Annotated in this window: 25 protein-coding genes; 5 read left to right on the top strand and 20 right to left on the bottom strand. The window is 37.3% G+C overall.

Annotated features, from left to right (window positions below):
- Positions 1–19 precede the first annotated feature (19 nt).
- Positions 20–2032: a diguanylate cyclase gene (locus MKY27_RS08440; RefSeq protein WP_339199458.1), complete on the bottom strand. Its 2013-nt coding sequence runs from the start codon at positions 2030–2032 to the stop codon at positions 20–22.
- A 25-nt stretch (positions 2033–2057) separates the two neighbouring features.
- Complete coding sequence (gene dapF / locus MKY27_RS08445; RefSeq protein WP_339199460.1) at positions 2058–3020, bottom strand: diaminopimelate epimerase; 963 nt, start codon at positions 3018–3020, stop codon at positions 2058–2060.
- Between the two features lie 391 nt (positions 3021–3411).
- Between dapF and MKY27_RS08450 the strand changes: the two genes are divergently transcribed.
- Positions 3412–3960 carry a GNAT family protein gene (locus MKY27_RS08450; protein WP_339199462.1) on the top strand — a complete coding sequence of 183 codons (549 nt, stop codon included), beginning with the start codon at positions 3412–3414 and terminating at the stop codon, positions 3958–3960.
- Positions 3961–4089: 129 nt separating this feature from the next.
- Here MKY27_RS08450 and MKY27_RS08455 read toward each other — a convergent pair whose 3' ends face one another.
- The 8 genes from MKY27_RS08455 to MKY27_RS08490 form a co-directional block, all read right to left on the bottom strand.
- Positions 4090–5166: an undecaprenyldiphospho-muramoylpentapeptide beta-N-acetylglucosaminyltransferase gene (locus MKY27_RS08455; protein WP_339199465.1), complete on the bottom strand. Its 1077-nt coding sequence runs from the start codon at positions 5164–5166 to the stop codon at positions 4090–4092.
- A gap of 503 nt (positions 5167–5669) precedes the next feature.
- A complete protein-coding gene (locus MKY27_RS08460; RefSeq protein WP_339199468.1) occupies positions 5670–6572 on the bottom strand; it encodes a CobW family GTP-binding protein in 903 nt (300 codons plus the stop codon).
- A gap of 67 nt (positions 6573–6639) precedes the next feature.
- Positions 6640–8142, bottom strand: coding sequence for a S41 family peptidase (locus MKY27_RS08465; protein ID WP_339199471.1), 1503 nt, complete (start codon positions 8140–8142; stop codon positions 6640–6642).
- Between the two features lie 167 nt (positions 8143–8309).
- Positions 8310–9155: a DUF6612 family protein gene (locus tag MKY27_RS08470; protein ID WP_339176500.1), complete on the bottom strand. Its 846-nt coding sequence runs from the start codon at positions 9153–9155 to the stop codon at positions 8310–8312.
- 191 nt (positions 9156–9346) lie between these two features.
- Positions 9347–9805, bottom strand: coding sequence for an RND transporter (locus MKY27_RS08475; protein ID WP_339176501.1), 459 nt, complete (start codon positions 9803–9805; stop codon positions 9347–9349).
- Between the two features lie 200 nt (positions 9806–10005).
- Positions 10006–10197, bottom strand: coding sequence for a YqaE/Pmp3 family membrane protein (locus MKY27_RS08480; protein ID WP_339176502.1), 192 nt, complete (start codon positions 10195–10197; stop codon positions 10006–10008).
- Positions 10198–10386: 189 nt separating this feature from the next.
- The gene (gene deoD / locus MKY27_RS08485) at positions 10387–11094 is read right to left on the bottom strand and encodes a purine-nucleoside phosphorylase (protein ID WP_251687817.1); all 708 of its coding nucleotides are present in this window, start codon (positions 11092–11094) and stop codon (positions 10387–10389) included.
- 190 nt (positions 11095–11284) lie between these two features.
- Positions 11285–11509, bottom strand: coding sequence for a YozE family protein (locus MKY27_RS08490; RefSeq protein ID WP_339176503.1), 225 nt, complete (start codon positions 11507–11509; stop codon positions 11285–11287).
- Positions 11510–11601: 92 nt separating this feature from the next.
- Between MKY27_RS08490 and MKY27_RS08495 the strand changes: the two genes are divergently transcribed.
- On the top strand, positions 11602–13389 hold the full coding sequence (locus MKY27_RS08495) for a methyl-accepting chemotaxis protein (RefSeq protein WP_339199675.1): 1788 nt from the start codon (positions 11602–11604) through the stop codon (positions 13387–13389).
- A gap of 42 nt (positions 13390–13431) precedes the next feature.
- Here MKY27_RS08495 and msrB read toward each other — a convergent pair whose 3' ends face one another.
- The 5 genes from msrB to MKY27_RS08520 form a co-directional block, all read right to left on the bottom strand.
- Positions 13432–13860 carry a peptide-methionine (R)-S-oxide reductase MsrB gene (gene msrB, locus MKY27_RS08500; RefSeq protein WP_339199474.1) on the bottom strand — a complete coding sequence of 143 codons (429 nt, stop codon included), beginning with the start codon at positions 13858–13860 and terminating at the stop codon, positions 13432–13434.
- Positions 13861–14388: a peptide-methionine (S)-S-oxide reductase MsrA gene (gene msrA, locus MKY27_RS08505; RefSeq protein WP_339176506.1), complete on the bottom strand. Its 528-nt coding sequence runs from the start codon at positions 14386–14388 to the stop codon at positions 13861–13863. It lies immediately after the preceding gene.
- Positions 14389–14405: 17 nt separating this feature from the next.
- Positions 14406–14978 (bottom strand): YpmS family protein, encoded by a 573-nt coding sequence (locus MKY27_RS08510; RefSeq protein WP_339199477.1) that lies wholly within the window; start codon positions 14976–14978, stop codon positions 14406–14408.
- Positions 14979–14982: 4 nt separating this feature from the next.
- Complete coding sequence (locus tag MKY27_RS08515) at positions 14983–15894, bottom strand: GDSL-type esterase/lipase family protein (protein WP_339176508.1); 912 nt, start codon at positions 15892–15894, stop codon at positions 14983–14985.
- Between the two features lie 157 nt (positions 15895–16051).
- Positions 16052–16897 (bottom strand): DegV family protein, encoded by an 846-nt coding sequence (locus MKY27_RS08520; protein ID WP_339199480.1) that lies wholly within the window; start codon positions 16895–16897, stop codon positions 16052–16054.
- 197 nt (positions 16898–17094) lie between these two features.
- Here MKY27_RS08520 and MKY27_RS08525 point away from each other — a divergent pair, with 197 nt between their 5' ends.
- A complete protein-coding gene (locus MKY27_RS08525; RefSeq protein ID WP_339176511.1) occupies positions 17095–17739 on the top strand; it encodes a hemolysin III family protein in 645 nt (214 codons plus the stop codon).
- Between the two features lie 46 nt (positions 17740–17785).
- Here the strand turns inward: MKY27_RS08525 and MKY27_RS08530 are convergent, their stop codons facing one another.
- The 3 genes from MKY27_RS08530 to MKY27_RS08540 form a co-directional block, all read right to left on the bottom strand.
- Positions 17786–18256, bottom strand: a complete 471-nt coding sequence (locus MKY27_RS08530) for a dihydrofolate reductase (RefSeq protein ID WP_339176513.1) — start codon at positions 18254–18256, stop codon at positions 17786–17788.
- Between the two features lie 12 nt (positions 18257–18268).
- Positions 18269–19246: a thymidylate synthase gene (locus MKY27_RS08535; RefSeq protein ID WP_339199481.1), complete on the bottom strand. Its 978-nt coding sequence runs from the start codon at positions 19244–19246 to the stop codon at positions 18269–18271.
- A gap of 241 nt (positions 19247–19487) precedes the next feature.
- Entirely contained in the window at positions 19488–19679 is a 192-nt protein-coding gene (locus MKY27_RS08540; RefSeq protein WP_079526843.1) for an ABC transporter permease, read from the bottom strand.
- 435 nt (positions 19680–20114) lie between these two features.
- Between MKY27_RS08540 and MKY27_RS08545 the strand changes: the two genes are divergently transcribed.
- The gene (locus tag MKY27_RS08545) at positions 20115–20450 is read left to right on the top strand and encodes a DUF378 domain-containing protein (protein WP_339199484.1); all 336 of its coding nucleotides are present in this window, start codon (positions 20115–20117) and stop codon (positions 20448–20450) included.
- Between the two features lie 364 nt (positions 20451–20814).
- On the opposite strand, the gene MKY27_RS08550 is transcribed toward MKY27_RS08545, so the two are convergent.
- Complete coding sequence (locus MKY27_RS08550) at positions 20815–21408, bottom strand: YpjP family protein (protein WP_339199487.1); 594 nt, start codon at positions 21406–21408, stop codon at positions 20815–20817.
- A gap of 673 nt (positions 21409–22081) precedes the next feature.
- On the opposite strand from MKY27_RS08550, the gene MKY27_RS08555 reads away from it, so the two are divergent.
- Positions 22082–23137, top strand: coding sequence for a nucleoid-associated protein (locus tag MKY27_RS08555; protein ID WP_339199490.1), 1056 nt, complete (start codon positions 22082–22084; stop codon positions 23135–23137).
- Between the two features lie 58 nt (positions 23138–23195).
- Here MKY27_RS08555 and MKY27_RS08560 read toward each other — a convergent pair whose 3' ends face one another.
- Positions 23196–24992 carry a M3 family oligoendopeptidase gene (locus MKY27_RS08560; RefSeq protein ID WP_339199493.1) on the bottom strand — a complete coding sequence of 599 codons (1797 nt, stop codon included), beginning with the start codon at positions 24990–24992 and terminating at the stop codon, positions 23196–23198.
- Between the last annotated feature and the right edge of the window lie 97 nt (positions 24993–25089).

Consider the following 25089-nt stretch of genomic DNA (forward strand, 5'->3'; position numbering starts at 1 on the left):
ATGAAATAAAGATATACCTTTAATTGAAAGACTGTTTTGCTTTATATAATTCCTGATCCGCTAAATCAATTAATACATCCAGACTTACACTATGCTTTGGATATATTGATAGGCCCATTGAGGCTGTAGGGGAGAAATGTGCCTCTCGAATCATCCATCCAATTTGCAGATTTTCTTTGATTCTGCCCACAATTTGAGCGAGTTGAGCAGTACGATCTGTCTCGTAAATGGACAACCCTGTTAAAACTATTAAAAATTCATCGCCGCCAAGCCTTATAACGAGGTCTTCATTTCGTACGCTTCGAACGAGCGATTTACCGAATTGAATTAAAAATTCATCGCCAACATCGTGGCCGTACAGATCATTTACTTGTTTAAAATTATCCCCGTCAAGATATAAAATCGCCAGGCAGGTGCCTGTTTCATCCGCTTCTGCCTTAAGCATCGGAAAGTCCTTATACAATTTACGGCGATTCCCCAGCTGTGTCAGACTATCATGATACGCTAAATAGGTTAACTGATCTTCCAGCTGCTTTCGCTCGGTAATTTCTCTTGAAACCATGACAATTTCCGTAATTTCATGATTTGCCAGATCAAATGTTAACGTATAATTCCCTTCCGTCCATATCGTACTATTATCTTTTTTGTACAAAAGCAGTTCAATTTTCTGTTCCTCTACTCTATCAATCGTTTCAGGGTTCAATGCTTCATGCCACAGTTGAACACATTCAGGCTTCAGCAATCGATCGTACGGAACACCAATCAGCTCTTCCTCATGATAACCAAGTTTCCTTGTATAGGAAGGTGAAGCGTATTTAATTTTTCCGTAGCGGTCTGTGACAACAATAAAATCATTTGTGTTTTCAGTAATCGCTCTGAAATTGCGTTCAATTTTATAAAGGTCGGACATTAATTTCTTTTCAGACGAAATATTATATTGCACCATTAAAAACTGCTCGATATCCCCTAGCTCATTTTTCAAAGGAATCACAGTGGAATCCACCCAATAAATATCGCCATTCTTTCTGCAATTGCACACTTCATCACGCCAAATTCCTTCTTTACTGACATTATGCCAATAACTCGTTGAACCAAAATCAGATTGATATGTCGAGTGTAAAAAGTGGTAAGGCTTGCCGATTAATTCGCCACGCGTGTAACCTGTATTTTCGATAACCCGTTCATTGACATCCATCATATTTCCGTCAGCGTCAGTAAAAATAACTTCGGCAAATGAATTGATCGCATTTTTGAACATTTCCAAGCCATGCGATGCCGTTCGTAATGCCTGTCCTTGTTTAATAAATTCTGTTATTTCCTGCAATATAATAAATACGGCAATATTATCACCATTACTTGTCAGCGTCGAAAAAGAGGCGGTAAAACATCGCTGCTCATTATATTTATCAATAAAGAACAGCATTTTTGATTGAATATTTTCACCAAGCTGCGCACGTTTCAAATAAGATTTTAATCTCTTTGCCATTTTTCTTTCTATAAATGGCATATCTAATATACTGGTACGGGATGCATCTTCCAACTGTATATTAAATTCATCCAAAAATTTCGTGTTGGCTTCAAGCAGTTGCAGATCATTGGAAACGAGTATTGTTGATAAAAATGAGTTGGAAAATAAGGAGCGCATAAATAAATATTTATCTTCCAAATCTAGACTCATGGACACTTCCTTTGTTATAGCCAAAATATAATTTTTCCCGTCTTGTGTTACTGGAATAGTTGTCGTTCTTTGTTTTCGAACATTCATTCTTTCATAGGTGAAATCCTCGAATTCAACTTGTTTGTTTTGTTCGAGTGTTAAGTCATAATGGTGAATAATTGTTTTTGCCAAATGGGACGGGATTACCTGTTCGATCGTTTTGCCGCAGGGATTTGTATTAATCAATTTTACTGCAGCATCATTGACAAAAATATAACGATACTTTTCATCTGTTTTTTCCATAAAGAACACAGCATCATTACTATTTTTGAATAACAAATTCAATAGATCCATTGAATAAATGGAACTCATCATCCTTGTCCCCCTACTTTACTGATCTTTACAGAAAGCTTTCTATTTTATCTTTCACAAAAATTTTGCATTTCTCATATTGGATTTGCTCTTCTGACGGCTGTATACGAACTAACTCAATTTTTTCTTCTTGCAACTCGAATTCATATTCCCCTAATATCGTTGCATTTCCGATCAGTGCCAGTTCCCAGCTTCCTTCATTATTAGAAACCTCACATTGAACAAAGCCTCCCGGATTATAGACGGTTACTTTACTACTCGAAACGTAGCCTTCAATTGAGGCAATTAGGGCAGAGGCAGTCATTGCAGTACCGCATGCATTTGTAAAACCTACACCTCGCTCATAAGTTCGGACAAAAATCTCATCAGCCGATAATGGTTGTACATAGCTGACATTCACTCCATCAGGGCAATATTCATTTTCACTGTTCAAATAGGCAGCAAGCTGTTGCTGATGTGATGTGTTGTCGATATATTTTTTATCAACGATTCCGATTAAATGCGGGTTCGGTACTGAAATTGCCGTAAAAGGAATTTCTTCTGAAAAAGCAGGTATTACTTCATGGCGCAATTGTTGTTTGTCCTCTACCTTCATTGGCAATGAAGCTAATTCAAAGGAAATGGGCGAGATTTCAACAGAGTATGTAGGTAGCTGTTCAAAAATGGAGTCTTCTCGTTTCACTTTCAGGCATGCATGCATTGTTTCAATAACCGCTTCATTTACATTGAATTTTTCGCAGACATACCGTGCGACACAGCGCAAACCATTTCCGCACATCGAAGCTTCCGAGCCATCTGCATTGATGACGCGCATTTTTGCATCTGCCACGGAAGACGGAAGCACCAATAATAAGCCATCTGCTCCACCATCATTGGTTGGGTGACATAATTGTTTTGTGATATTCACAAAATCAAATTGTTCATCATATAATGCTTCGTATAAATAAAATGTATTGCCAGAACCATGTACTTTTGTTAGTTGAATATTCATATTTTTGTACCTCCACGCTCTCTCTTATTTTATTATATTATACTTTTAAAAAATTCATCTTGTCATTAATAGTTTTTATTTACGCATTTTTCTGAATATATCGACTTTTAACAGAAAAAAATGTTTTTTTCGAGCTTGAAAGTTGCGACAAGAGAATATATTATAATAAACTGTAGATATATTTCTTATTTCGATATTGTTATTAATTGTCTAGGATAGAGCGAGACATACGAATTATGCATAATAGTTTAACGTCAAATTCTTTTAGGTAAGATCAAGCTCGAAATGACTACTGCCTTATGATAAAGAACCTTTTAGCATCAGAAGATTATTCGCACCATTTCTTTAACAACAGGCTCTACCATTTTCTTCTTAAAAGGAGGCGTTTCACATGTTAAAACAGAGAGAACTTCATGAAACAGCAGAATTATACGAATTATTACGTCATCCGTCTGTGTTTCCATTCGTACGTCAGAAAGCAACTTCAGCTGAAGAGTATTTATTTATGACTAAACAATTAATTGAAGAAGAACAAAACGGATTAACGATTTCACGTACAATTGTAGATGATTGGGGTGTCCCAATCGGAACAATCAGTATTTTTGATATCCAAGATGGCGCCGGCTTTTTAGGAACATGGATCGGCAAACCATACCAAGGCATCGGTTATAATCAGAAAGCGAAATTAGCGTTTTTAAATGAACTATTTTTCGACTATGATTTCCATACAGTTTTCTTACGCATCCGCGAAGAAAATGCTCGCTCACAAGCAGCAGCACTAAAATTACCTTATGTAGTAGATGCCGAGGAATCAAATCCATCTCTTTTCGCACAAATTAATCAAGGCGTAAATAAATTCCGTCTTTTCAAAATTCCAAAGGATCTGTTCTATTTAACGACAGCAAATACGCTCGAAGAAACAGAAGAACAGGCAATGTAAAGAAGAAGTTTCACAGTGATGCGAATCCCTACTTTACGCTTATATGAATGTCACGTTATAAATATTCCTAAAACAAAACAAGGGGCTACCTTAAAAGTATGAACTTTTAGGTAACCCCTTTTTTATCGATTATTTTTCATATTGAGTAATTAAAGCAACCATTTCTTTCGGAGTTTTCGGATGTTCGACCTCTAGCATATGATCGATCATTTCTTCCGCTTTCTCTTCAAGCTTCTGAATTGCTTGCATGAATGACGCTTTTGTCAATTTTTCCTCATCCAATACTTGTGCAAAGCCTTGTTTTTTAAACAAGTTGGCATTTAAAATCTGATCGCCGCGACTTTTTGCAGCAGATAGAGGAATAAGCAGCATCGGCTTATGCAACGCTAAAAATTCGAAAATCGAGTTCGAACCGGCACGCGATACAACATAATCCGTTGCAAACAATAAATCCGGCAATTCTGTCGTCACATATTCAAATTGACAATAGCCCTGAAGATTTTCAAGTTTTTTGTCGGCGTTCCCTTTACCGCATAAATGGATAATCTGGTAGTTCTCAAGCAAGGCCGGTAAATTTTCGCGAAGCGCATCATTTATTACGACAGATCCCAAGCTTCCGCCCATAACAAGCATTACTTTTTTCTCGGTTGTAAATCCACATAACGCCATGCCCCGTTCGCGATTCCCTTCAAATAGCTGCTGACGGATGATCGAACCCGTACAAGTCGATTTGTCGATCGGTAAATGTTTCATCGTTTCTTTGAATACCGTGAAAATATGGGACGCGAACGGCAATGAAATTTTATTTGCTAATCCAGGCGTCACATCCGATTCATGAACAACAACCGGTATATTTGCCAACTTTGCCGCAATCACAACAGGCACTGATACAAATCCACCCTTTGAAAAAATGACGGTCGGCTTAATTTTCTTGATAACTGAAAAGGCTTGTGTAATCCCCGCCATCACTTTAAACGGATCTGTAAAGTTCTGTACTGAAAAGTATCGACGCAGCTTTCCGCTTGAAATACTGTGATATGGCAAAGAAGGGAAAGCATTTGTAATCAGTTCCTTTTCAATCCCATCATGTGAGCCTATATAATGGACATTATACCCCGCTTCCTGCAATGAAGGGATAATCGCTTCATTTAGTGATACGTGACCGGCCGTACCTCCGCCTGTTAAAATAATTGTTTTTTCTTTCATAAATTTCTCCTAACAAAGCAATTGTCATTGCATCTATCTTATGCAATAGTACATTTCAACATGCTTCGATAAATATCTTATTTATTTGTTGTTACTTTTTATTTTCATGATTGTTTTACAAAACTCTTAAACTTTTCTTTTTTAATAACCTTAAATTATTATTTCAAAAAAATGATTTATGTAATTATCACTTCAATTCCTGGAATTTTCGTCTCTTTTCAAAAGAGACTTTTAAAAGTATACCGTATATTGTAGCACATTTTGGCACTTTATAAAGCTTTTCTCTAAAATTGGGTGTTTTCACATATAAATTTTTAAAGTTCCCAAAAAATAATTAGTATTCAATAAAAGTATTTATATTGTTTCAAGAATTCCGTTAATGCTTTGAAAACCCAAAAAGCTATCCTTTTCAAATGCGAAAAGAATAGCTTCAGCAAAATATTTTTTAATAAATGTTGTGTCCAACTGTTCCCTTCCTGTACATAGCCGACACTATTGACGAATTAAGGTACAGAAATAATTTCAAGATTATTGATGTTCTCACCAATAATCACTAGGTTCGATTCCATTTTTATATATTCCGGCAGCCATTGGACCATTCCATAGGCATACTGGAACAACATTGGATTTTTGATGCCTTCAATCGGGACGTACCCTTTCATACGGTAAACCGTATCGGGCAAAGTTCGAACCCAATCTTCAAACTGTTCTTGAGTAAAGCTTGTGTCAAACCGTACGAGGCGAGAGCCTAAATTAAAGCTTTCACCTATACGTGCTGACACGATGTCTTCTTTAGAAACCCGAGCTGTAGACTGCATATTTTGCAATAACTTCAACGGTACTCGTCCATTAGTTGTCTGAAGGATAAAAGCATTTGCATTGAACCCTTGCAGCTCATAGACAACTTGCGCCTGTTCCGATTCCGTAAGCAAGTCCGTTTTGTTCGCCAATAACAGATGGGCATGACGAATTTGTTCCATAAATAGTGAACGTACCTGTGGCGTCAGACTTGAGCGGTCTAACCATAAGCGGCTGTCTGCCACTGTTACAATCCCCTTAATATTTAACTTATCCGCAAATAAAGGCGAGTAGACTGCATCCAGTGCTTCTACAGGGTGTGCGGCCCCTGTTGTTTCAATAATAAGTACATCAAATTCCTGATCGTGTAAAAGCGATTGAATTTGCGCTTCCGTTTTTTCCGCCCCACTGCAGCAAATACAGCCTTCCAGCATTTCCTTCAAAGGTACATCCTGTTCCACCGCCTGTGAATCAAAAGGCAGCTTTCCTAATTCATTCATAATTACAGCAGGCTTTAAATTTGCCTCTTTCAATTGACGAATGACATCGGTCAACATGGACGTTTTGCCGCTTCCTAAAAATCCGCTAAATAAATATACATCTTTCATCGTTTCACTTCCTATAATAATGGGCTGGCAATCAAGTGTTTTTGCACTTTTTGCCAGCCCGCAATTTTTATTCTTTTGTCGTTTCTTCAGGCTTTATATCCAATAATTCTTTTGCCTTTAAAATTTGAGGATCTTCATTTTTCAGCTTTTCGCTAATTGCATCCATTAAGGCATAGGCTGTATCGCCTGTTAAAATACCTGTCACTTCAAGTTCATTATCTTGTTGGTATTCTTTTAATGCTGCTTCTGTCGATTCGTCAAACTTTGTATCAACTTCACCTGGTTCATAACCTAAAACTTCCAAGATGCGCTCAGCTGTTTTGATGGACGCATGATCGGAATTCTGTTCATATGTCTGGCTTGGATCAATATATGGTAATGAAGCATAATCCGGATAGTCAACTTTCACATCCGGTGCAATTCCTTTTTCATTCACCCAGTTGCCGTCTGGTGTTAACCATTTGCCTGTTGTGAACTTCAAGTTTGCTCCGTCTTCCATATAGATGATTTCCTGCATTGTCCCTTTACCAAAGGAAGTCAAACCAACGATTTGGGCACCTGCAGACTCTTTTAGAGCACCTGCCAAAATCTCAGAAGCAGAAGCACTTCCTTCATCGATTAGGATTGTTAAAGGAAGTTTATATTTAGAACGATTATCTGCAGCTACAATTTGTGGCGCTTCATCTTTTTCTTGAATTTGAACGATTGTTTTTCCTTCTTCAACAAACAAGTTTGAAATATCGATTGCTGCTTTTAAATAGCCGCCTGGATTCTGACGTACATCTAAAACAATCCCTTTCATTCCCTGTTTTTCATATTCAATTAACAGTTTTTCCAGTTCTACTGCAGTATTTTCACTGAAAGATGTGATTTGGAAGTGAGCAATTCCTTCTTCATCAATATCACCATATACAGTTTCTACCGGAATATCATCACGCACAATAGTTGTATCAAAGCTTTCAGCATCTCCGCGCTGAATTGTCAGAGTGACTTCAGATCCTTTTTCACCGCGAATCAATAACACAGCTTCTGTAGAGCTCATGCCTTTGACGCTTTTCCCGTCAACCGCTAATACCATATCTTTCGGTTGTAAACCTGCTTTTTCTGCAGGAGTATTTTTAATTGGAGATACGATCATGATATATCCATTTCGCTCTTGAATCTCCGCACCAATTCCTTGAAAACTTGAAGAAAGGCTTTCATTGAAAGAGGTTGCCTCATCTTTATTCATATAATCAGAATAAGGGTCACCCAATGCATCAAACATTCCGTTGATTGCACCATATACCACTTCTTCTTCATTTATGTCTTCATAATATTTTTGCTGAAGTGCATCATACGCATCATAAAGTTTTTTGAATTCTGCCCGTTCTACCGGTTCTTTTACTTCCACAACTTTCTTTTCACCGAATGTTAACGCAAAAATTGTTAAACCGGCTGTACATAAAATTGTCAGGAAAATAACCATTATGAATGCAAATGGTTTCATGCGTAAATACTTTCCTGCCGGTTTTGTTATTTGCTCTTCGTTTAAACCGTTTTGATCCTCATCTCTTTTTTGTTCATCCATTTCAATTTCACCACTCTCATTTATACACTGTCTGATGTCACACTATACCAATAATATCAGTTTACAAGCGACTAGAAAAGGATAGACGTCATTTTTTTTATTTCATTTCATATTAAATAGGAAAAAGCAGCGATTTCCGCAATATAGTGGACTCGCTGCCTGATCTATCATTCAGTTTTTGCTTCTTTTAAAACTTCATTTGGTATATTGATCTCTTTTACTTCATCGAATTTAGAATAGACAATGTTTGCATCATTTTCAATCGTTGTTTCCTGACCTTCGACATTTGTGATGATTTTCAGATCCATATCCATTTCTTTTATGTCAAACGTATCTTTTGCTACAACTATATTATACTGTGAATCTTCAAAGGACATATTTTTTAAAATTTCCTCATTCATTTCCATTGATTCTCCAAGGCTTGCACCCATTTGCGAAAGGATGAACTGCTTGAATTGGTCCCCTTCTATATTCAATGTCAGTAAATAATTTTCTTCGTCCTGTTCAAAACTGAAATCTTCGATAAACTGCTCAAGCTGTTCAAGTTGCTGTGATGCATCTGCCTGTGCACCGGTTTGCGCCAACAGCTGTTCATATTGCTCATCCGGCATTTTCAGCCATTCATTCGATTCGCCGTTATATAAGTAAAAGCCATCTTCTTCTGTCATATACATTTCAATAGGCATTTCCATGTTATCCTCGCCCATATCCATTTCGATTGTTCCTTTAGAATACATGGCCATCGGATTTTGCTGAATATCCATTGCCAAATTCGAGTTGCTCGTCATTTCCATCGTCTGACCATCCATTAAGAAAGTCGTCACCTGATCCATTTTTGTTTCAGCATGAACACTTTTTAAATTCTGCTGGCGCTGCATGGCATTTTCATATACTTGCTGTAAAGTTAAATTGGCTTCGTTTTCTGTACCGTCAACCGGTTCTGCTGTATCCCCACATCCTGCAACCAATGCAATTGATAAAGTAGACATTGCGAATAAATATCTTTTTTTCAAATCATTTCAACCCTTCCTACAGTAAACTTCCCCTATCCATACCCTAATATGTACTATTTATATCTTTAAAATTGAAATAAGGTTAATTGTATTTTAATTTATTATTAAAAATCTTCTATGGAAAGCGTGCATTTTTTTAGAAATGACGGATAGAATAAAAAGTGTCTACAGGCATAGACACTTTTTATTGTTCACCAATTTAGTTTTATACCGTATTGTTCATTTAAAAACACATGCAGCTCTTTATACGTACAAAGCGCAATCCCGATCACAATTTCATTTTCATTCATGTCTTTCTCGATTCTCAGGTTGTTATCAAAAATGTGAAAGTTCATCGGCAAAGCTTTGATATCGACACTAATATTATGTGCGGCTTTGTTGCGCCAATAATTCAGCAACCATAAGTTTTCGAATAATTTCTGTTCGATTAAACCTAATGCATAAACAGAATAGACTTTCGTACTGTAATTGGAGCTTGCCATCGGGATATAAGTTGCCTGATCCTTGAAGCTCCGAACTTTTGGCAGCTTTTCCTGAATCAGATGATTAATGGCATTTTCACAAAACAGACTCACCGTGACAATATTCGCTAACGGATCCACTGTGCTTGAGATTCGATCAATAAATTTCTTCGCTACTTCCTGACTCATCCCCTCACTCCTTTTTACTTTTTGACCGTCATCTTTTTGTGCTTTAAAATTGCCGGTATTTCAGTTTGCCCACAACATAAAATCGATATGCCAAACATCGGCTAAGAAAATTTTTGAAATTTAATCGGCGAAAAGACTAAAAATGCACGATACAGATGTAATGTGCATTTACCCAATTATTGATTATGTGCGCTTTCCTGCTATTTCTTCATTAGCTTGATTTGGCGCTCCATTCTTTTATCTGCTTTATAATCACGAACAATCAAAATTGCATGAATCACTGCCGGTATCCATATTAAAAAACATAAGAAAAAGTTAATTAATGCTTGGATCGGTTTTCCGCAAAACAGGACGGCTAAAGGCGGCAAGAAAATAGCTAATAAATACATCATTTGTTTCACCTGCTCCTTAAACTTTATTTATTGATTTAGTCTGCCCATTAAATTGACCGCTATTATAAATCATTTTTCTCTAAATGAAATAAGATTCCGTATGTACTGACCACAAAAAAAGTACCTGACAGTTATTACCTGTCAGGTACTTTCGAATTAGCAATAAAGGGTTGCAATCCCTTGATTCTCTTAGTCTTGAATAGCCGCTTCCAACGCAATCACCATCATATCATTGAACGTAGTTTGGCGTTCTTCTGAAGTTGTTACTTCACCAGTTAAGATGTGGTCTGATACAGTTAATACTGTTAAAGCTTGACGACCGAATTTCGCAGCTAATGTGTATAGTGCTGAAGTTTCCATTTCAACAGCTAATACGCCATATTGCGCTAATTTTTCGTTTTGTGCTTCATCTGAATAGAACATATCTGCAGTGAAAATATTACCTACACGTACATTTAAGTTCGCTTCTTTAGCAGCATTGTATGCTTTCAGTAATAAATCAAAGTCTGCAGTTGGTGCATAATCGATTGTACCGCCGAAAACAACGCGATTCATATTTGAATCTGTAGACGAAGTTTGTGCAATAATAACGTCACGTACTTTCACGTCTTTTTGAATCGCACCACAAGTACCTACACGGATTAGTTTTTGTACACCGTACTCTTGCATTAATTCAGTAGCATAAATTGAAATGGATGGTACACCCATGCCTGTACCTTGTACAGAAACACGTTTCCCTTTATAAGTTCCTGTGTAGCCAAGAATGTTACGTACTTCGTTATATTGTACAACATCTTCTAAAAATGTTTCGGCAATATATTTTGCACGTAATGGATCTCCTGGTAATAGTACAATTTCTGCAATGTCGCCTTTTTTGGCATTAATATGAACGCTCATCAAAAAACCTCTTTTCATCATAATTCTTTTAAATTGTAAACGTTTTCGTATAAACATTCAATCGTTAGACGTCTTGCTTCACAAAAAAATTTGCATAAAAAACAATATTTGGACAAAATAACGATTAATTTTACGCAGCTTGCCTTACTTTCACTATACCCCATCTGGCAAATTGCATGCAAAACATTGCTTATACTGAAAATTTATTTTCATAAAGGTCCCATAATTGGTCAAAGGCACCGATTGTTAAAAATTCATTGGACTGAAATTCAATATAATTTGTAAGCTCATCAAAGCTGTCAGACATTTTTGGAAAAGCATGATCGTGAAACATGCTTTCCGCAAAACGCACTTTCTCGTCCGACCATTCTCCCCCTCTAAATGTGAGAGCAAAATGATAAAATGATTTTTTCAAAATTTTCCCTCCTTTATACTTTTTTCACAATAAATAGTGTAAATTTCCCATTCATGTAGTAAAATAGTTAAATATTGATTTTTCAGAAAGTGGTGAATTATTTGCGAAAGAGCAAGAAAAATAAACCTAATAAAGAAAAACGAATAAAAAAATCTATTAAACCGAAAGCCCTATTTCACTTCTTTCACCTAATACGAGGGAAAATTTTAATTACTTTCACTATTTTAATGGCAATAATTATCTCGATGCAAATTTTGTCGTATATCAATATAACAAATTTGGAGAATAATTTACGAGAATTTGCTGAAGAAAATCTCCAACAGCAAATGCATATCAATAGTTTAGCTTCTGATATCGCGAAACTTTCAAGCCATGAACAAACTTATTTAATTACGGGCGACGAAAAATTTCTTCAATTATATGAAGAGACGAAGGAACGAATACATACAAATTTAACATCTGTTGAAGCATCGTTTAGAAATCAGGATGAAGAACTTAAAATCGTCGGCTTAATCCAACAGTTTTATGCTAATTATTTATCCTATTCTAAATCGACGATTGAAGTACGTCAAAAATATGGCTATGAAAATGCCGCTAAACTGTTTGCTAATAGCGGAAGCCAAAATTTCAAAGGCTATATAGATGAAAATACAGGGAAACTGATTCAAATACTTGAACAGCGCAATGAAAAAACGATTTCAGACTTGGAACAGTTTGCATTTGCCTCAAAAATAATGATTTCTGCCTTAACTGGTGTTGCTGTTATTTTAACTATTTCATTGGGCTACATTTTATCGAAATCGATTCGGAGAAATACGAAAAAAATCAATGAATCGATTCTGGATATCGCACAAGCTGGCGGTGACTTAACACGACGTGTAAACGTTAAAACAAAAGACGAATTTTCATTAATAGCAAATTCTACAAACGTATTGATTGAATCAATCTCTGCTTTGGTGAAACGCGTGTCAAACCTTGCCGATAATGTATCGGGAAGTTCACAGGAATTAATGGCACTAGCAGATGAAAACGCGCGAACAATTGATTTTATTGCTGATTCTACGATGAACATCGCGAGTGACAGCAGTGAAATTCTAAACAGTATCGGAAGTGCCGGAAACGAAATGCAAAATTTGGAGCAATCGATGCATATTTTAGATGAAAAGGCTCGGGAAGTTCAGCAAGCGGCATCTGAAATGAAAGACGCTGCACATCAGGGTAGCAGATCGGTGAATCATTCAGCCAATGTGATGCTTGAAATTGAAGAAACAATGGCAACAACTTCGGATACGGTTGAAAAATTAGGGGAAAGATCCAAAAATATTACGTCCATTATCAGTACCATTACAGCAATTGCCGAACAGACGAACCTCCTAGCTTTAAATGCGGCGATTGAGGCTGCTCGGGCCGGAGAACATGGACGGGGCTTTGCGGTTGTAGCGGCTGAAGTTCGAAAACTTGCCGAGCAATCCCAAAAAGCAGCAAAAGAAGTTTCAGCAATCGTCGGATCGATTCAAACAGAGGTCAATTCCATTATCGAGCAAAACCACACTGGGGTAGAAAAAGTAATCCGAGGTGTTGAAGTGACGAATGAGACGACGAATTCTTTACAAAATATTTTACTGCAAACAGAGAAAACATCTGATATCTTAACACAAATGGTTACTCAGATTGAACAAACGTTAAATAATAGTCACAGTGTCACAACTTCATTCGTACATGTGGCAGCCATTGCAGACAATACTGCTGCCAATACAGAACGCAGTGCAGCGGCTGCATCACAAGGTTCCGCATCCATGGAGGAAATTAATGCATCGGCCGTCGAACTGGCTTCACAAGCTGATCACCTGCGAAGTGTTGTTAACGAATTTAAAATCTAAAATAAAAAACTCGCCCATGGTAAATTCCATAAGCGAGTTTTTTTATTCAAACAATGATTTATATTCAGCATAACCTTCTTTTTCAAGATCCTCTACCGGAATAAAGCGCAATGCCGCTGAGTTAATGCAATAACGCAATCCACCCAATTCTTGTGGACCATCAGGAAATACATGGCCTAAATGGGAATCGGCTGTTTTACTGCGGACTTCCACACGACGCATTCCGTGTGATGTATCAAAATGCTCTGTTACCTCCACTGACTCAATTGGCTTTGAAAAAGATGGCCAGCCGCATCCTGCATCATATTTGTCTTTTGAACTGAAAAGTGGCTTTCCTGAAACGATATCCACATAGATACCATCTTCGAAAACATCATTGTACTCATTGCGGAATGGAGGTTCCGTTCCTTGGTTTTGAGTAACATGATACTGCATATCTGTTAATTCTTTTAAACGCTGCTCTTTATTCATTTATTTCGACCCCCAGTGTTTTTCGATAAATCCTGCACGTCCAGAACCTACAGAATAGCGTTCGTAATGTGCCGGATTCTTTTTATAATAGTGCTGATGATAATCTTCCGCTGCGTAAAATGGCTTTGCTTCAAGTATTTTAACAGCAATCGGTGATCTGAATTTACCGCTCGCCTCCAGTTTGGACTTGGATAGTTCCGCAATCTGCTTTTGGACATCATCATGGTAAAAAATCGCCGTAGTGTATGATTCGCCACGGTCATAAAATTGACCGCCTGCATCTGTCGGATCAATCAGTGTCCAATAAAGTTCAACCAGTTTTTCATACGGATAAATTTCAGGATCAAACGTAATCTGAACTGCCTCGAGATGCCCCGTTGTTTCACTGCATACTTGTTCGTATGTCGGGTTTTCAACATGACCGCCCGTGTAACCGGAAACGACTTCTATAATACCGGGCTGTTGGTCAAATGGCTTTACCATACACCAAAAGCAGCCCCCTGCAAATGTCGCTTTTTCATATGCCATTAAAATTACCTCCTATTTTACTTCGTCTGGTTTGGAATAACTACTTCCAACTCTATTTTATCATTCGGTAAATCAATTTCCTTTGCGCGCACTCTCGAACCACTTGCGATATTAATGCGCGACAGATCCACATATATTTCTTCGTCATTTGGCTTTACCGTTATCCAGTTTGGAAAATTAACCGCATCATCAATCATTTTCAGAACCGTTTTCGGAGGAATATTTACCTTGCCCACATGGACAGCCTCTTGACTCAGTGTAATATTACCATTATTTACAACTGGGATGAAATCCATCTGTATCGGTAATTCAATATTAAAAACAGTTAAAGTACTGTATAAATAGATTTTATCATCCACTGTCAGCTCTACTGGAACCGGTGACTGGTTCATAGCTTCCGATAAATATTGTTTTGCAATTGCTTCGAATTCTTTCGCTGTCGTTTCTACCGTCAGTATATTGCCCTCTACTTGGAGTGGCGGCTGTTCGGTAGCCTGTTTAACGTCGGCAGTTATTAAATAGAGCAATGTGGCGAATGTTATGAGTACTGCTCCAGCCAATAGTAAAAATGCGACTTTCCATTTGTTCATCTTCTCACTCCTCAAATCCTAATAAACCGTCTGACATCTGCTCAATATCACATTGTTGCATTGTTTCAATGATACGCTTTGTCATACGATCATATCCTGTGCTATTCGGATGAAAGAAGTCTACATGATATACCATATCCTCATTTGATACAAATAAATCCTCTACAGATACGAAACACGCATTTTCATCTGTGGCAGCAAGCTTTTCGATTTCTTCATTCCACTCCGAAATAATCGGATCAAAAGGTGTTATTTCATCGACTACGATTGAAAAGGGATTATAAAACCCGACTAAAATAATCGGTGCCTCAGGATTTACTTTGCGAATTTCAGCTATGACTTTTTCGTAACGCTCAGCAAAGCGGGGCAATTCCTTATCAAACATAGATTTTTTCATTGAAAACAAATTCTTTTTAACAATTTTCATTACATCATTACCACCGAGCGTAATCGTAATCAGATTTGCTTTTTGCAGCTCTTCTTCATAGTGGCCACGCTCAAGTAGACTTAGCAGCTGGTCACTGCGTCTACCATTTTTACCTCGATTATCGAGTTCCACTTCCTCTACCATCGGCCATTTTTCCAGCTCCTGCTGCAGACGAATTGTATAGCCATAATCCTGTGTTTCATCTCCAACACCACGTGTAAGTGAATCACCTAATGCTAAATAAAAAACCGATTGTGCATTTTCTTCCTTACGATCAGACCAGTCTAGTTGAAATACATCATTTATAATATCAAAAAAGCTCGTTGCGACTGTTTCTTCGTTTTCGGCTTCTTCTTCTGATATAGACAACTCATTATTATCACTGGATGAATTGTCGGATTGTTGTGCTTCTTCTATTTGTGGGTCAATTGTAACGGAGCATGCGGACAAGAAAATGACAGCTAATGATGTGAGTACTAACCGCCACATGCAACTTCCCCCTTTTTATTTTGTTATTTCATTATAAAATATTTTCCTTATCTTTAGGAATGTTTTGCCTATAAAAATAGTGATATATCAGAAAATATTTTTTCACTTTACAAAAAAAGTAATTCTAAAGTTAATATTCTTTAGAATTACCTTTTACCTATTCTGTATAATAAATAAAACCGATTGCACCTTCACCTGTATGTGTACTGATAACCGGCGAAGTAAAGGCAACTTCAACTTGCCCTGTATAGCCTGTTGCTTTTACCTGTTCAATCAACGGATTCACTAAAGTATCCAACGAATTTGCATGGGAGATGCCGACACCTGCCACTTTTTTGCCTTGAGTATCCTTTTCAAATTCACTCATTAAATATTTCACCACTTGCTTATAACTGCGCGGTTTTGCACAAATCGTCACTTCCCCAATATCCAAGTGACCAATCGGCTTAATATTCAACAAAGAACTGACAACTGCCTTACCTTTTCCGATTCGGCCGCCCTTCACCATGTTTTCCAATGTGTCCAATGCAACAAAAAGACGTGTGTTTTCACGTACTCGATTCACACCTGCAACAATTTCCTCCACAGAAGCACCTGCATTGCGTAAACGGATCGCTTCACGAAGCTGGAATGCCAATCCAAAAGCTATATAACGTGAATCTATTACAGTAACGTCAGAATCACTCATTTGTGATGCTTGATTGGCTGACTGATAGGTACCGCTCATATTGCCTGTCATATGGATCGATACAATTTTTGAACCATCTTTTCCAAGTTCGTCATATAATTCTTTAAATGCACCTGGAGACGGCTGAGAACTTTTTGGCAGTTCTTTTGCTGTTTTTAGTAACTCAATAAATGTATCCGGTTGCAAATTTACACGATCTGTATACGTTTTTTCATCAATTTGAACTGTTAGTGGTACTACATGAATTCCATGTTCCTGAATTTCTGCGTCTGTTAAATCGCAAGTTGAATCTGTTACGATATGAATTTGACTCAAAGAAAACACATCCTTTATCTATCTTCCTTACTATTATAAAGAAATCATATTTGTTTACCAATATGACATTTGTCATTGAAGAATGACCCCGTTTATCACTATTTACATATGACATATAGCAGTATAACATCATGACATCCATCTATCACGAATAATTTGATTAATTGTTATACTAATATAGAGGAGCGTGATGACACATGCACAATTTAGACGCATTTGACTATAAAAACTGGAAAGAAGAACTTTGGAATGCCATTACACATGGGATTGGGCTTGCCATCAGCATACCTGCCTGCATACTATTAATCATCCATTCATCAGTATACGGCACGGCAGTACATATTACTTCCTACGCTATTTTTGGCGCATCTTTAATTTTACTGTTTCTAATGTCGACATTATTACATAGTGTTCCGGAAAAATATAAACGGTTCTTTTCAATACTGGACCATTCATCAATTTATATATTGATTGCTGGTACTTATACCCCGTTTTTACTAATTGCAATCGGGGGCGTGACAGGCATTGTCATGCTGTGTATTATTTGGTTTATTGCCATATTAGGCGTTGTGTTCAAATGTTTGTTCATTCACCGATTCGAGAAATTGTCATTGCTGCTTTATATTTTCATGGGCTGGCTTATCATTTTCGCTATACGGCCACTATATGAATATTTAACGTTTGATGGTTTTATGCTGATGCTTATTGGCGGATTGCTGTTTACATTTGGGGCAATTTTTTATGCATGGACCCGCCTTCCGTACAATCATGCAATTTGGCATTTATTCGTTATTGCTGGATGTGGATGCATGGTGGCTTGTGTATATATTTATTTAATATAAAAGTAAAGGACATGCTGAAAAATTGATTCAGCATGTCCTTTTACAGTTATTTTTCATAAATACAATACTGGAATGTATAGCCATCTTCTGACTCAATCGGTTCAAGACATGATACTTTTTTCCATTCATCGTATGACGGGAAATAAGTGTCCCCTTTAAAGCTGTGATTGATGAGCGTAATATATAATCGATCGGCAATTGCCATCGATTGCTCAAATATTTGAGCACCGCCAATAATCATCACTTCTTCTTCACCTTCAACAAGCGCCAACGCTTCATCCAGGCTCCCTACAACTTCGATTCCTTCAGCTGTAAAGTCTTCATTCCTTGTAATGACAATATTTCGGCGGCCAGGTAATGGTCGTCCGATTGAATCATAGGTTTTCCGGCCCATAATCATCGGTTTTCCCATTGTCATTTCCTTAAAGTATTTCAAATCCCCAGGTAAATACCACGGCAAATCGTTTTGATAGCCAATAACCCGGTTTTCATCATGCGCTACGATTAATGAAATCATGGAGATCCCCCTTTATACCGCAATCGGTGCTTTAATTGATGGATGCGGATGATACCCCTCCAACGAAATGTCTTCCATTTCAAAATCAAAGATCGATTGCTTTTCCAGATTTAACTTTAAGATCGGCAATTGCTTCGGTTCACGTGTAAGCTGTTCTTTTACTTGTTCAAAATGGTTTGAATAAATATGGGTATCGGCCATGCTATGCACAAACTCACCAACCTCAAGCCCACATTCATGCGCGATTAAATGCGTCAGCAATGCATAGCTCGCAATGTTGAATGGTACCCCAAGAAATGAATCCGCACTTCGCTGTGTAAGCATACAGCTTAATTTACCGTCAGCAACATAAAATTGGAACATGGCATGGCATGGCGGTAAAGCCGCTTTACTGCCCTTTCCTCCTGCATCGATCACATCTTCCGGATTCCACGCATTTACGATAATGCGACGGGAATCCGGGTTATGTTTAATTAAATCGATTGCATCCTGTAATTGATCGATCGATTCACCTTCTGATGTTGTCCAATTACGCCACTGTTTCCCATAAACATTACCCAAATCACCGTATTTCGAAGCAAATTCATCATCATGTAATACGCGTTCACAAAACGAAGAAAGCTCTGTTTGATACTGTTCATTAAATCCTTCATCGATCAGGCAGCGTCTTCCAAAATCGCTCATATCAGGTCCACTGTACTCTTCTGATTCTACCCACTTTTTGAATGCCCATTCGTCCCATATATGGTTATTATTCTGAAGCAAATAGCGAATATTCGTATCCCCTTTTATAAACCATAGAAGTTCACTTGCCACGAGTTTGAATGGCACGCGCTTCGTCGTTAGAAGCGGAAAGCCTTCCTGTAAATTAAAGCGCATCTGATAGCCAAAAACGCTGCGTGTCCCTGTTCCTGTACGGTCAGATTTATCGGTACCGTTGTCCATAATATATTGCAATAAATTTAAATATGTATGATCTGCATGTGTCAATATTTTCACTCCTAAAGAATGTTCTCCGTGTTTATTATATAGACTTATGATGAGAATAACACATAATCTGCAAAATCGAACCGAAAAGACTACATAGAATTTTAATATGTGATATAGAAATCAATCTGTATGTATTAAAAAAGTGCACAATAAAAGGCGCTACTCGTATTTCGTCTGCTGAGTAGCGCCTTTAGTCAAATGTGTCTAAGTCATCGTATAGCTCAATCGTTTGCGTCAATTTTTATGTTGCCTCCCTAAGTATTGTTTTGTTGTTTTCAAGAATTTGAATCATTTGAAGTAAAATTTTGTCCTCAATTTTTTGAGTACCATTAACTTCTTTCGCAATAATTTTTGTTAATTCCAAAATTGTATTTACGTCGAGCTTATGTTTTTCCGCTAATTGGAATGCTCGCCCTAACTGACCGGTTATCATCGGCAGTCCTCCTTTTTACTATAGTATACAAATATTATACCTCGAGTTACATAAAAATTCACCTTTAATTTTCAAATTTTTCGTAAATTACACGAAAAAATAAAGGTTCTTTTTCCATCCTCATAGTAATAATATGATAAATCTCCAAATACTCTACTAACAACGTTAAATAAATAACTTTCGCATTAATTATTACGAAATCAGAACTATATATTTCCCTTCAGATTGCTGCAGATATTAATTCCTATTTTTAATTATTTTTATTTTTAAGTGACCTTTTTTATTCGTATTTTGATACATTTTCTTTTAAAAAAAATGAAGTATAAACAAGCAGTTACCGGGAAAAATACAAGCAGAAATAGATACTTGAATTTCTTTAGTATGTGATTTACATACCGATGAACTTCTTTATCTAAAATAAAGGAGATGTTTTAAATGGGAGCATTATATAGAATTGCCCTCGTACTCGTAATTATTGGAGCAATTAACTGGGGACTTATCGGCTTTTTCAAATTTGATCTAGTCGCATCTTTATTTGGCGGACAAACTGCCGGATTATCACGAATCATTTATGCACTTGTCGGTCTTGCCGGTCTTGCATGCATTCCGCTGTTAATGAAAAACCTTGATGAAGAGGACAATGCAACCGTTACACATACAAGAGCAACAAATAGACCGAACTATAATATGGAAGCTGGGAAAGAAGCTGATTTCTCAGAATACGCAAAGCAAAAGAACAAAAACAACAAAAATGAAGAAAATGAAAAGTAATAAAAATTAAATACTAAAAAAGACCAGGCTCTGTAATGAGTACCTGGTCTTTTTAAGGAATTAAAAGCTTGGGAAGCAATTCTCTCAAAAAATTCATAATAAACCGGTAATTAATTTTATCCATCCGAAAATTGAGGTCCATAATATTATACTTAAAATCAGCCCATTAAATAAACCTACGAAGAATTTGTTTTCCAACCTTACCACTCCCTAAACTAATGGTTGGCCAATCGGTAACTATTTAAGCTTTGGTTCCTGAGGTTTCTTTTGGTAATGGATGGAAAGAAAGTATGAGATGCTAATATTGTGGAGAATATTTGTTGTACATAAAAAAGCACCCGACCTATTGACGGGTGCTGCATTGCTATGATAACCACTTAGGCGGTGTATTTTTGCTCCAGTATATCTCGCCTAGGTCGTAATGCTTTGAATAATTGTCTTCATACGTATGATAGTGGAAATTGTAGTAGTAGCCATCAAAAGGACGGTTCTCTGTTCGCACATGGAAACGGATTACGTCTGTTTTAGATTGATTGTCAACAATGTGGAAGATTTTTTCTGAATAATCACCACTCGGTTTTTCGGAAACCGTTAAGTTACGCAGCATATCATCGCCAATCCGGTCCACTGTCATCGCAATCGCTTCTTCGATTTTAGGGAAAATATTAGTTTCGAATTGTTGTTCAATAACCGGTCCGACTTTTGTTCCAAATTTTATGTATGATTGTTCTTTTGCTGCAGACACAAAGTCATCGGTTGTTGGCAGCGGTTTTTCATCAACAATAATATCGTCCAGCTGATAGGCAGCTGAAATATGGTTATCGCTTGGACGATCCAATACAGACTTCCCATGACGGTCTTCATCAAAATTTGCCCAAATTTCATGCTTTGGTGTAATTAAACCAAACGATAATAACGCGACAGAAACAACAAGAGATTTGTAAATCCATTTTTTCAAGTCTATCACCCACTTTTATTATGTATAATTTTAAAACACTCTTCCTTAATATATACGAATATTTCAACAAATAGTTTCATCTTTATTGTAATCATTGTACAATAAAAAAGGAAGATATTGTAGGTTATATTAAGGGAGGTTGTAAAAAAATGGACATTGTTATGGGTCTTGGATTATTACTAATGCTTGGGTATATGACTTCTTTATGCTTCACGGACTAATATTTTCTTAAGCGCCATCCAAACCGATTTGGATGGTTTTTTATTCGGAGAATTGGACAAGGGGCCCCCAAGTATTGGGGACCCCTTTAGTATTTAATAGATAGATTTATAAATAAATGAAAGTCTCAACCCGATCATCCGGGGAATTTATATTTATTCGGAGTGCACAACTCCAGTTTTAACCGCGGTAAAATTCTACTAATCTCTTCTAACTTAAGCAACATAGTCCCAACCTTCTACTATGTCCTTGCAGCCCTGAAGCTTGCGCCAGTGTGAATAAGTATCTTCAAAAACACTAGCAGAAATGCCAATTCATTTATAGCACTATCTAAAATAGCACATAATTAATCATAACACATATGTTCGCGTTTGTAAACTGAATTTAGGCTCGTGCAAATTTCATTAATGTCCGCTATACTTGAAAAATCGGAATTCAAAGGAGCTATGTCAAGATGAATGAAGTTGAAACAACATTATCAATCCAAATGAAACGGATGGCTGTTACATTGCTGGATATGCAGCAAAGCCGTTTTGTATCTGCAAGTGAAACAATGGATTTATCCGCACTTCAGTCTGAAGTGTATAATCAGTTTTTTGAATCATACATAGATGCAACGATGAATAGTCCAAAATCTGTTGCATGTAAATTTTTAGACCGGGACAATGATATTCTGACGAAAATGAACCGTTATGTAGAATATCGAGATGACACTCATTTCCTATCATTAGCCAATGATTTATCAAATAAACTGTATCAAATTATGCAAACGGTATCGAACAGTAACGGTTCGGTCTTTGTTGCACATATTGAACTAATTGGCGAAGATTATATTTTACTGTTAAAGCTGGATCCGAAAGATGCAGTCCAGATTGATTTGGAAACATTGAATTTGAAAACTATCGAAAATATATTACCAGATGCATCCAGCCGTGTACAAAAATGTGCACTTATCCGAATGAATTATGATCCGCTCGAAGAAAATGTTTATGTACTGGATAAACAATCGGATGGCGAACCGGCGAAGTTTTTCATGGAAACTTTCCTGCAGGCTACGCCAATCGCTTCCGACAAAAAGAAAACAAAAATGCTGATGAAGGAATTATATGAAAAAATCGCGGAATCGCTCAACGAAGAGCAGACTCCGCAACTTCAAAGAGCAATTGACGAAGAGTTTGAACACGGGAAATATATTGAACTTGATGCTTCGGTCCACAATATTTACGAAGCAATCGCACCTCTGGAGAATCGGGAAGATTTTGTTGAGCAAGGTGCCAAATTGTTTATCAATGAGTTTACCGACCGCAATCCTGACTTTACACCCACATTTGAAGTGAAACGGGATGATTTGCATGTCGTCTATAAATCGGCAGAAGGTGAGATTCTCTTCCGTTATGATAAAGGCTTGGACAATATTGATGTGAAGCACGATCAAGTAAGCGGTACGTATACGATCACTATCCGTGATGCTGATACAGTAGGGTTTACCCTTCATAAAAAACCGCTATAAGCTTACTAATATAATCAATATAAAAGAGGCTGTGTTTTTCACAGCCCCTTTTTGCAATCTATTTAGATGTTAACGCAATAAATTCCTCAACATCTTTTTCACATAGTGCGATTCCTTTTAACCAGAAATCTTCTTTCGTGATATCTTCACCTAAATGCTTCATTGCCAATTCTTCAACTGTCATGATCGCTGTATCACGCAATAGAGCCACATACTTTTCTTCGAAGCCCTTACCTTCTTCTTTTGCTTTCGCGTAAATACTTAATGAGAATAAATAGCCGAATGTGTACGGGAAGTTATAGAACGGTACACCTGTAATATAGAAGTGCATTTTTGATGCCCAGAAGTGCGGATGTGTTTCACCTAGACCGCCTGCATGTGCTTCAATTTGAGCTTCTTCCATCAGTTCGTTCAAACGTTTCGTTGAGACAATCCCTTTTTTACGCTCATCATAGAAACGAGTTTCAAATAAGTAACGTGCATGGATATTCATAAAGAAGGCAACAGAACGCTGAACTTTATCTTCCAGTAATGCAATCTTTTCTTGTTCAGTTGTTGCTTCTTCAACTGCTGCATCGGCAACAATCATTTCTGCGAATGTTGAAGCTGTTTCAGCAACATTCATTGCATAACGACGGTTCAATGGATGAACAGGGCGCAATGCATACGAATGGAATGCATGCCCCAGTTCATGTGCCAGTGTCGAAACATTTGACATCGAACCAGAGTAAGTCATAAAAATACGAGATTGTTCTGATAACGGCATTCCTGTACAGAAACCGCCCGGACGTTTGTTATCACGGTCTTCCGCTTCAATCCATCCGTCTTCAAATGCCATGCGTGCAAAGCTTTCCATTTCTGAACCAAAACGGCCGAAATGCTTCAGGATAAACTCGGCCCCCTCCTGGTAGGACATAGTAGCTTTTGAATCCGTAACAGGTGCATCAAAGTCAAACCAGTCCAGTTGCTCTGTACCTAACAGATTTGCTTTATGCTGCAAGTAACCAGCAAATGTTGCCTTACGAGATGTAATGGCACCCCACATTGCATCAATCGTTTCCTGTTTCATACGGTTAATTTGCAGAGGCTCTTTTGTTACCGAGTCCCAGCCGCGCTTTTTATAGACAGCTAAACGGAAACCTGCCAAGTGATTCAATGTTTTGGCAAAGAACTCTTCACGCTCTGTAAACACCTTTTCCAATGCGTCAAAAGCCGCTTTTCGTACTGTACGGTCTTTATGTGAGCTTAAATTGTTCGCTTGTCCAACTGACAGTAATTTCTTTTCGCCATCTACTTCTACTTCCACTTTAATATCGCCGATCAGCATACTGTATAGTTGACCCCAAGAACTGTAGCCATCAACACCTAAAGCTGAAATTAGCGCTTCTTCTTCTTCAGATAATGACTCTTTTGATTTTTCACGCCATTCCGTTAAGATGAATTCAAATTGAGCTAATTCTTTTGTCTGCAATAATGCTTCGAAAGTCGCCTGTTCGATTTGACCCAACTTCTGATTGAAACTTTCTAAAATCGGCGATGAATTTGCAGCAATACCGGATAATTGGCCTTGCAGCAATAATGCCTCACGATCTGTCGTGTCTTGTGCAGTTAAGCATGAAAGCACTGCCCCTGCCTGAGAAATATGCAGCATTACTTCTTTGATGCTTTCTAAAATCGATTGGATTTCTAAAGCTGCATCACTGTTTTGTGGAACTTCGAATTTATCGACTTTCTCTTTTAATACTTCAAGTTTAGGCGTCAAACCTTCAATATGCTCGATTAATTGTGGAGAAGCACTACCACCAGGGAAAAACACATCCAAATCCCAAACTTCAGGATATTTAACATTCACCATTCCATTACCTACTTTCTGAATTATATTTCAATTCTTATTTTACTAAAAAACAAGTTAAAATGCTCGAAAATATTTCGGTTTTAGAAATAAAAAAGCT

The sequence above is a fragment of the Solibacillus sp. FSL R5-0449 genome (assembly GCF_037975215.1).
GTDB lineage: Bacteria > Bacillota > Bacilli > Bacillales_A > Planococcaceae > Solibacillus.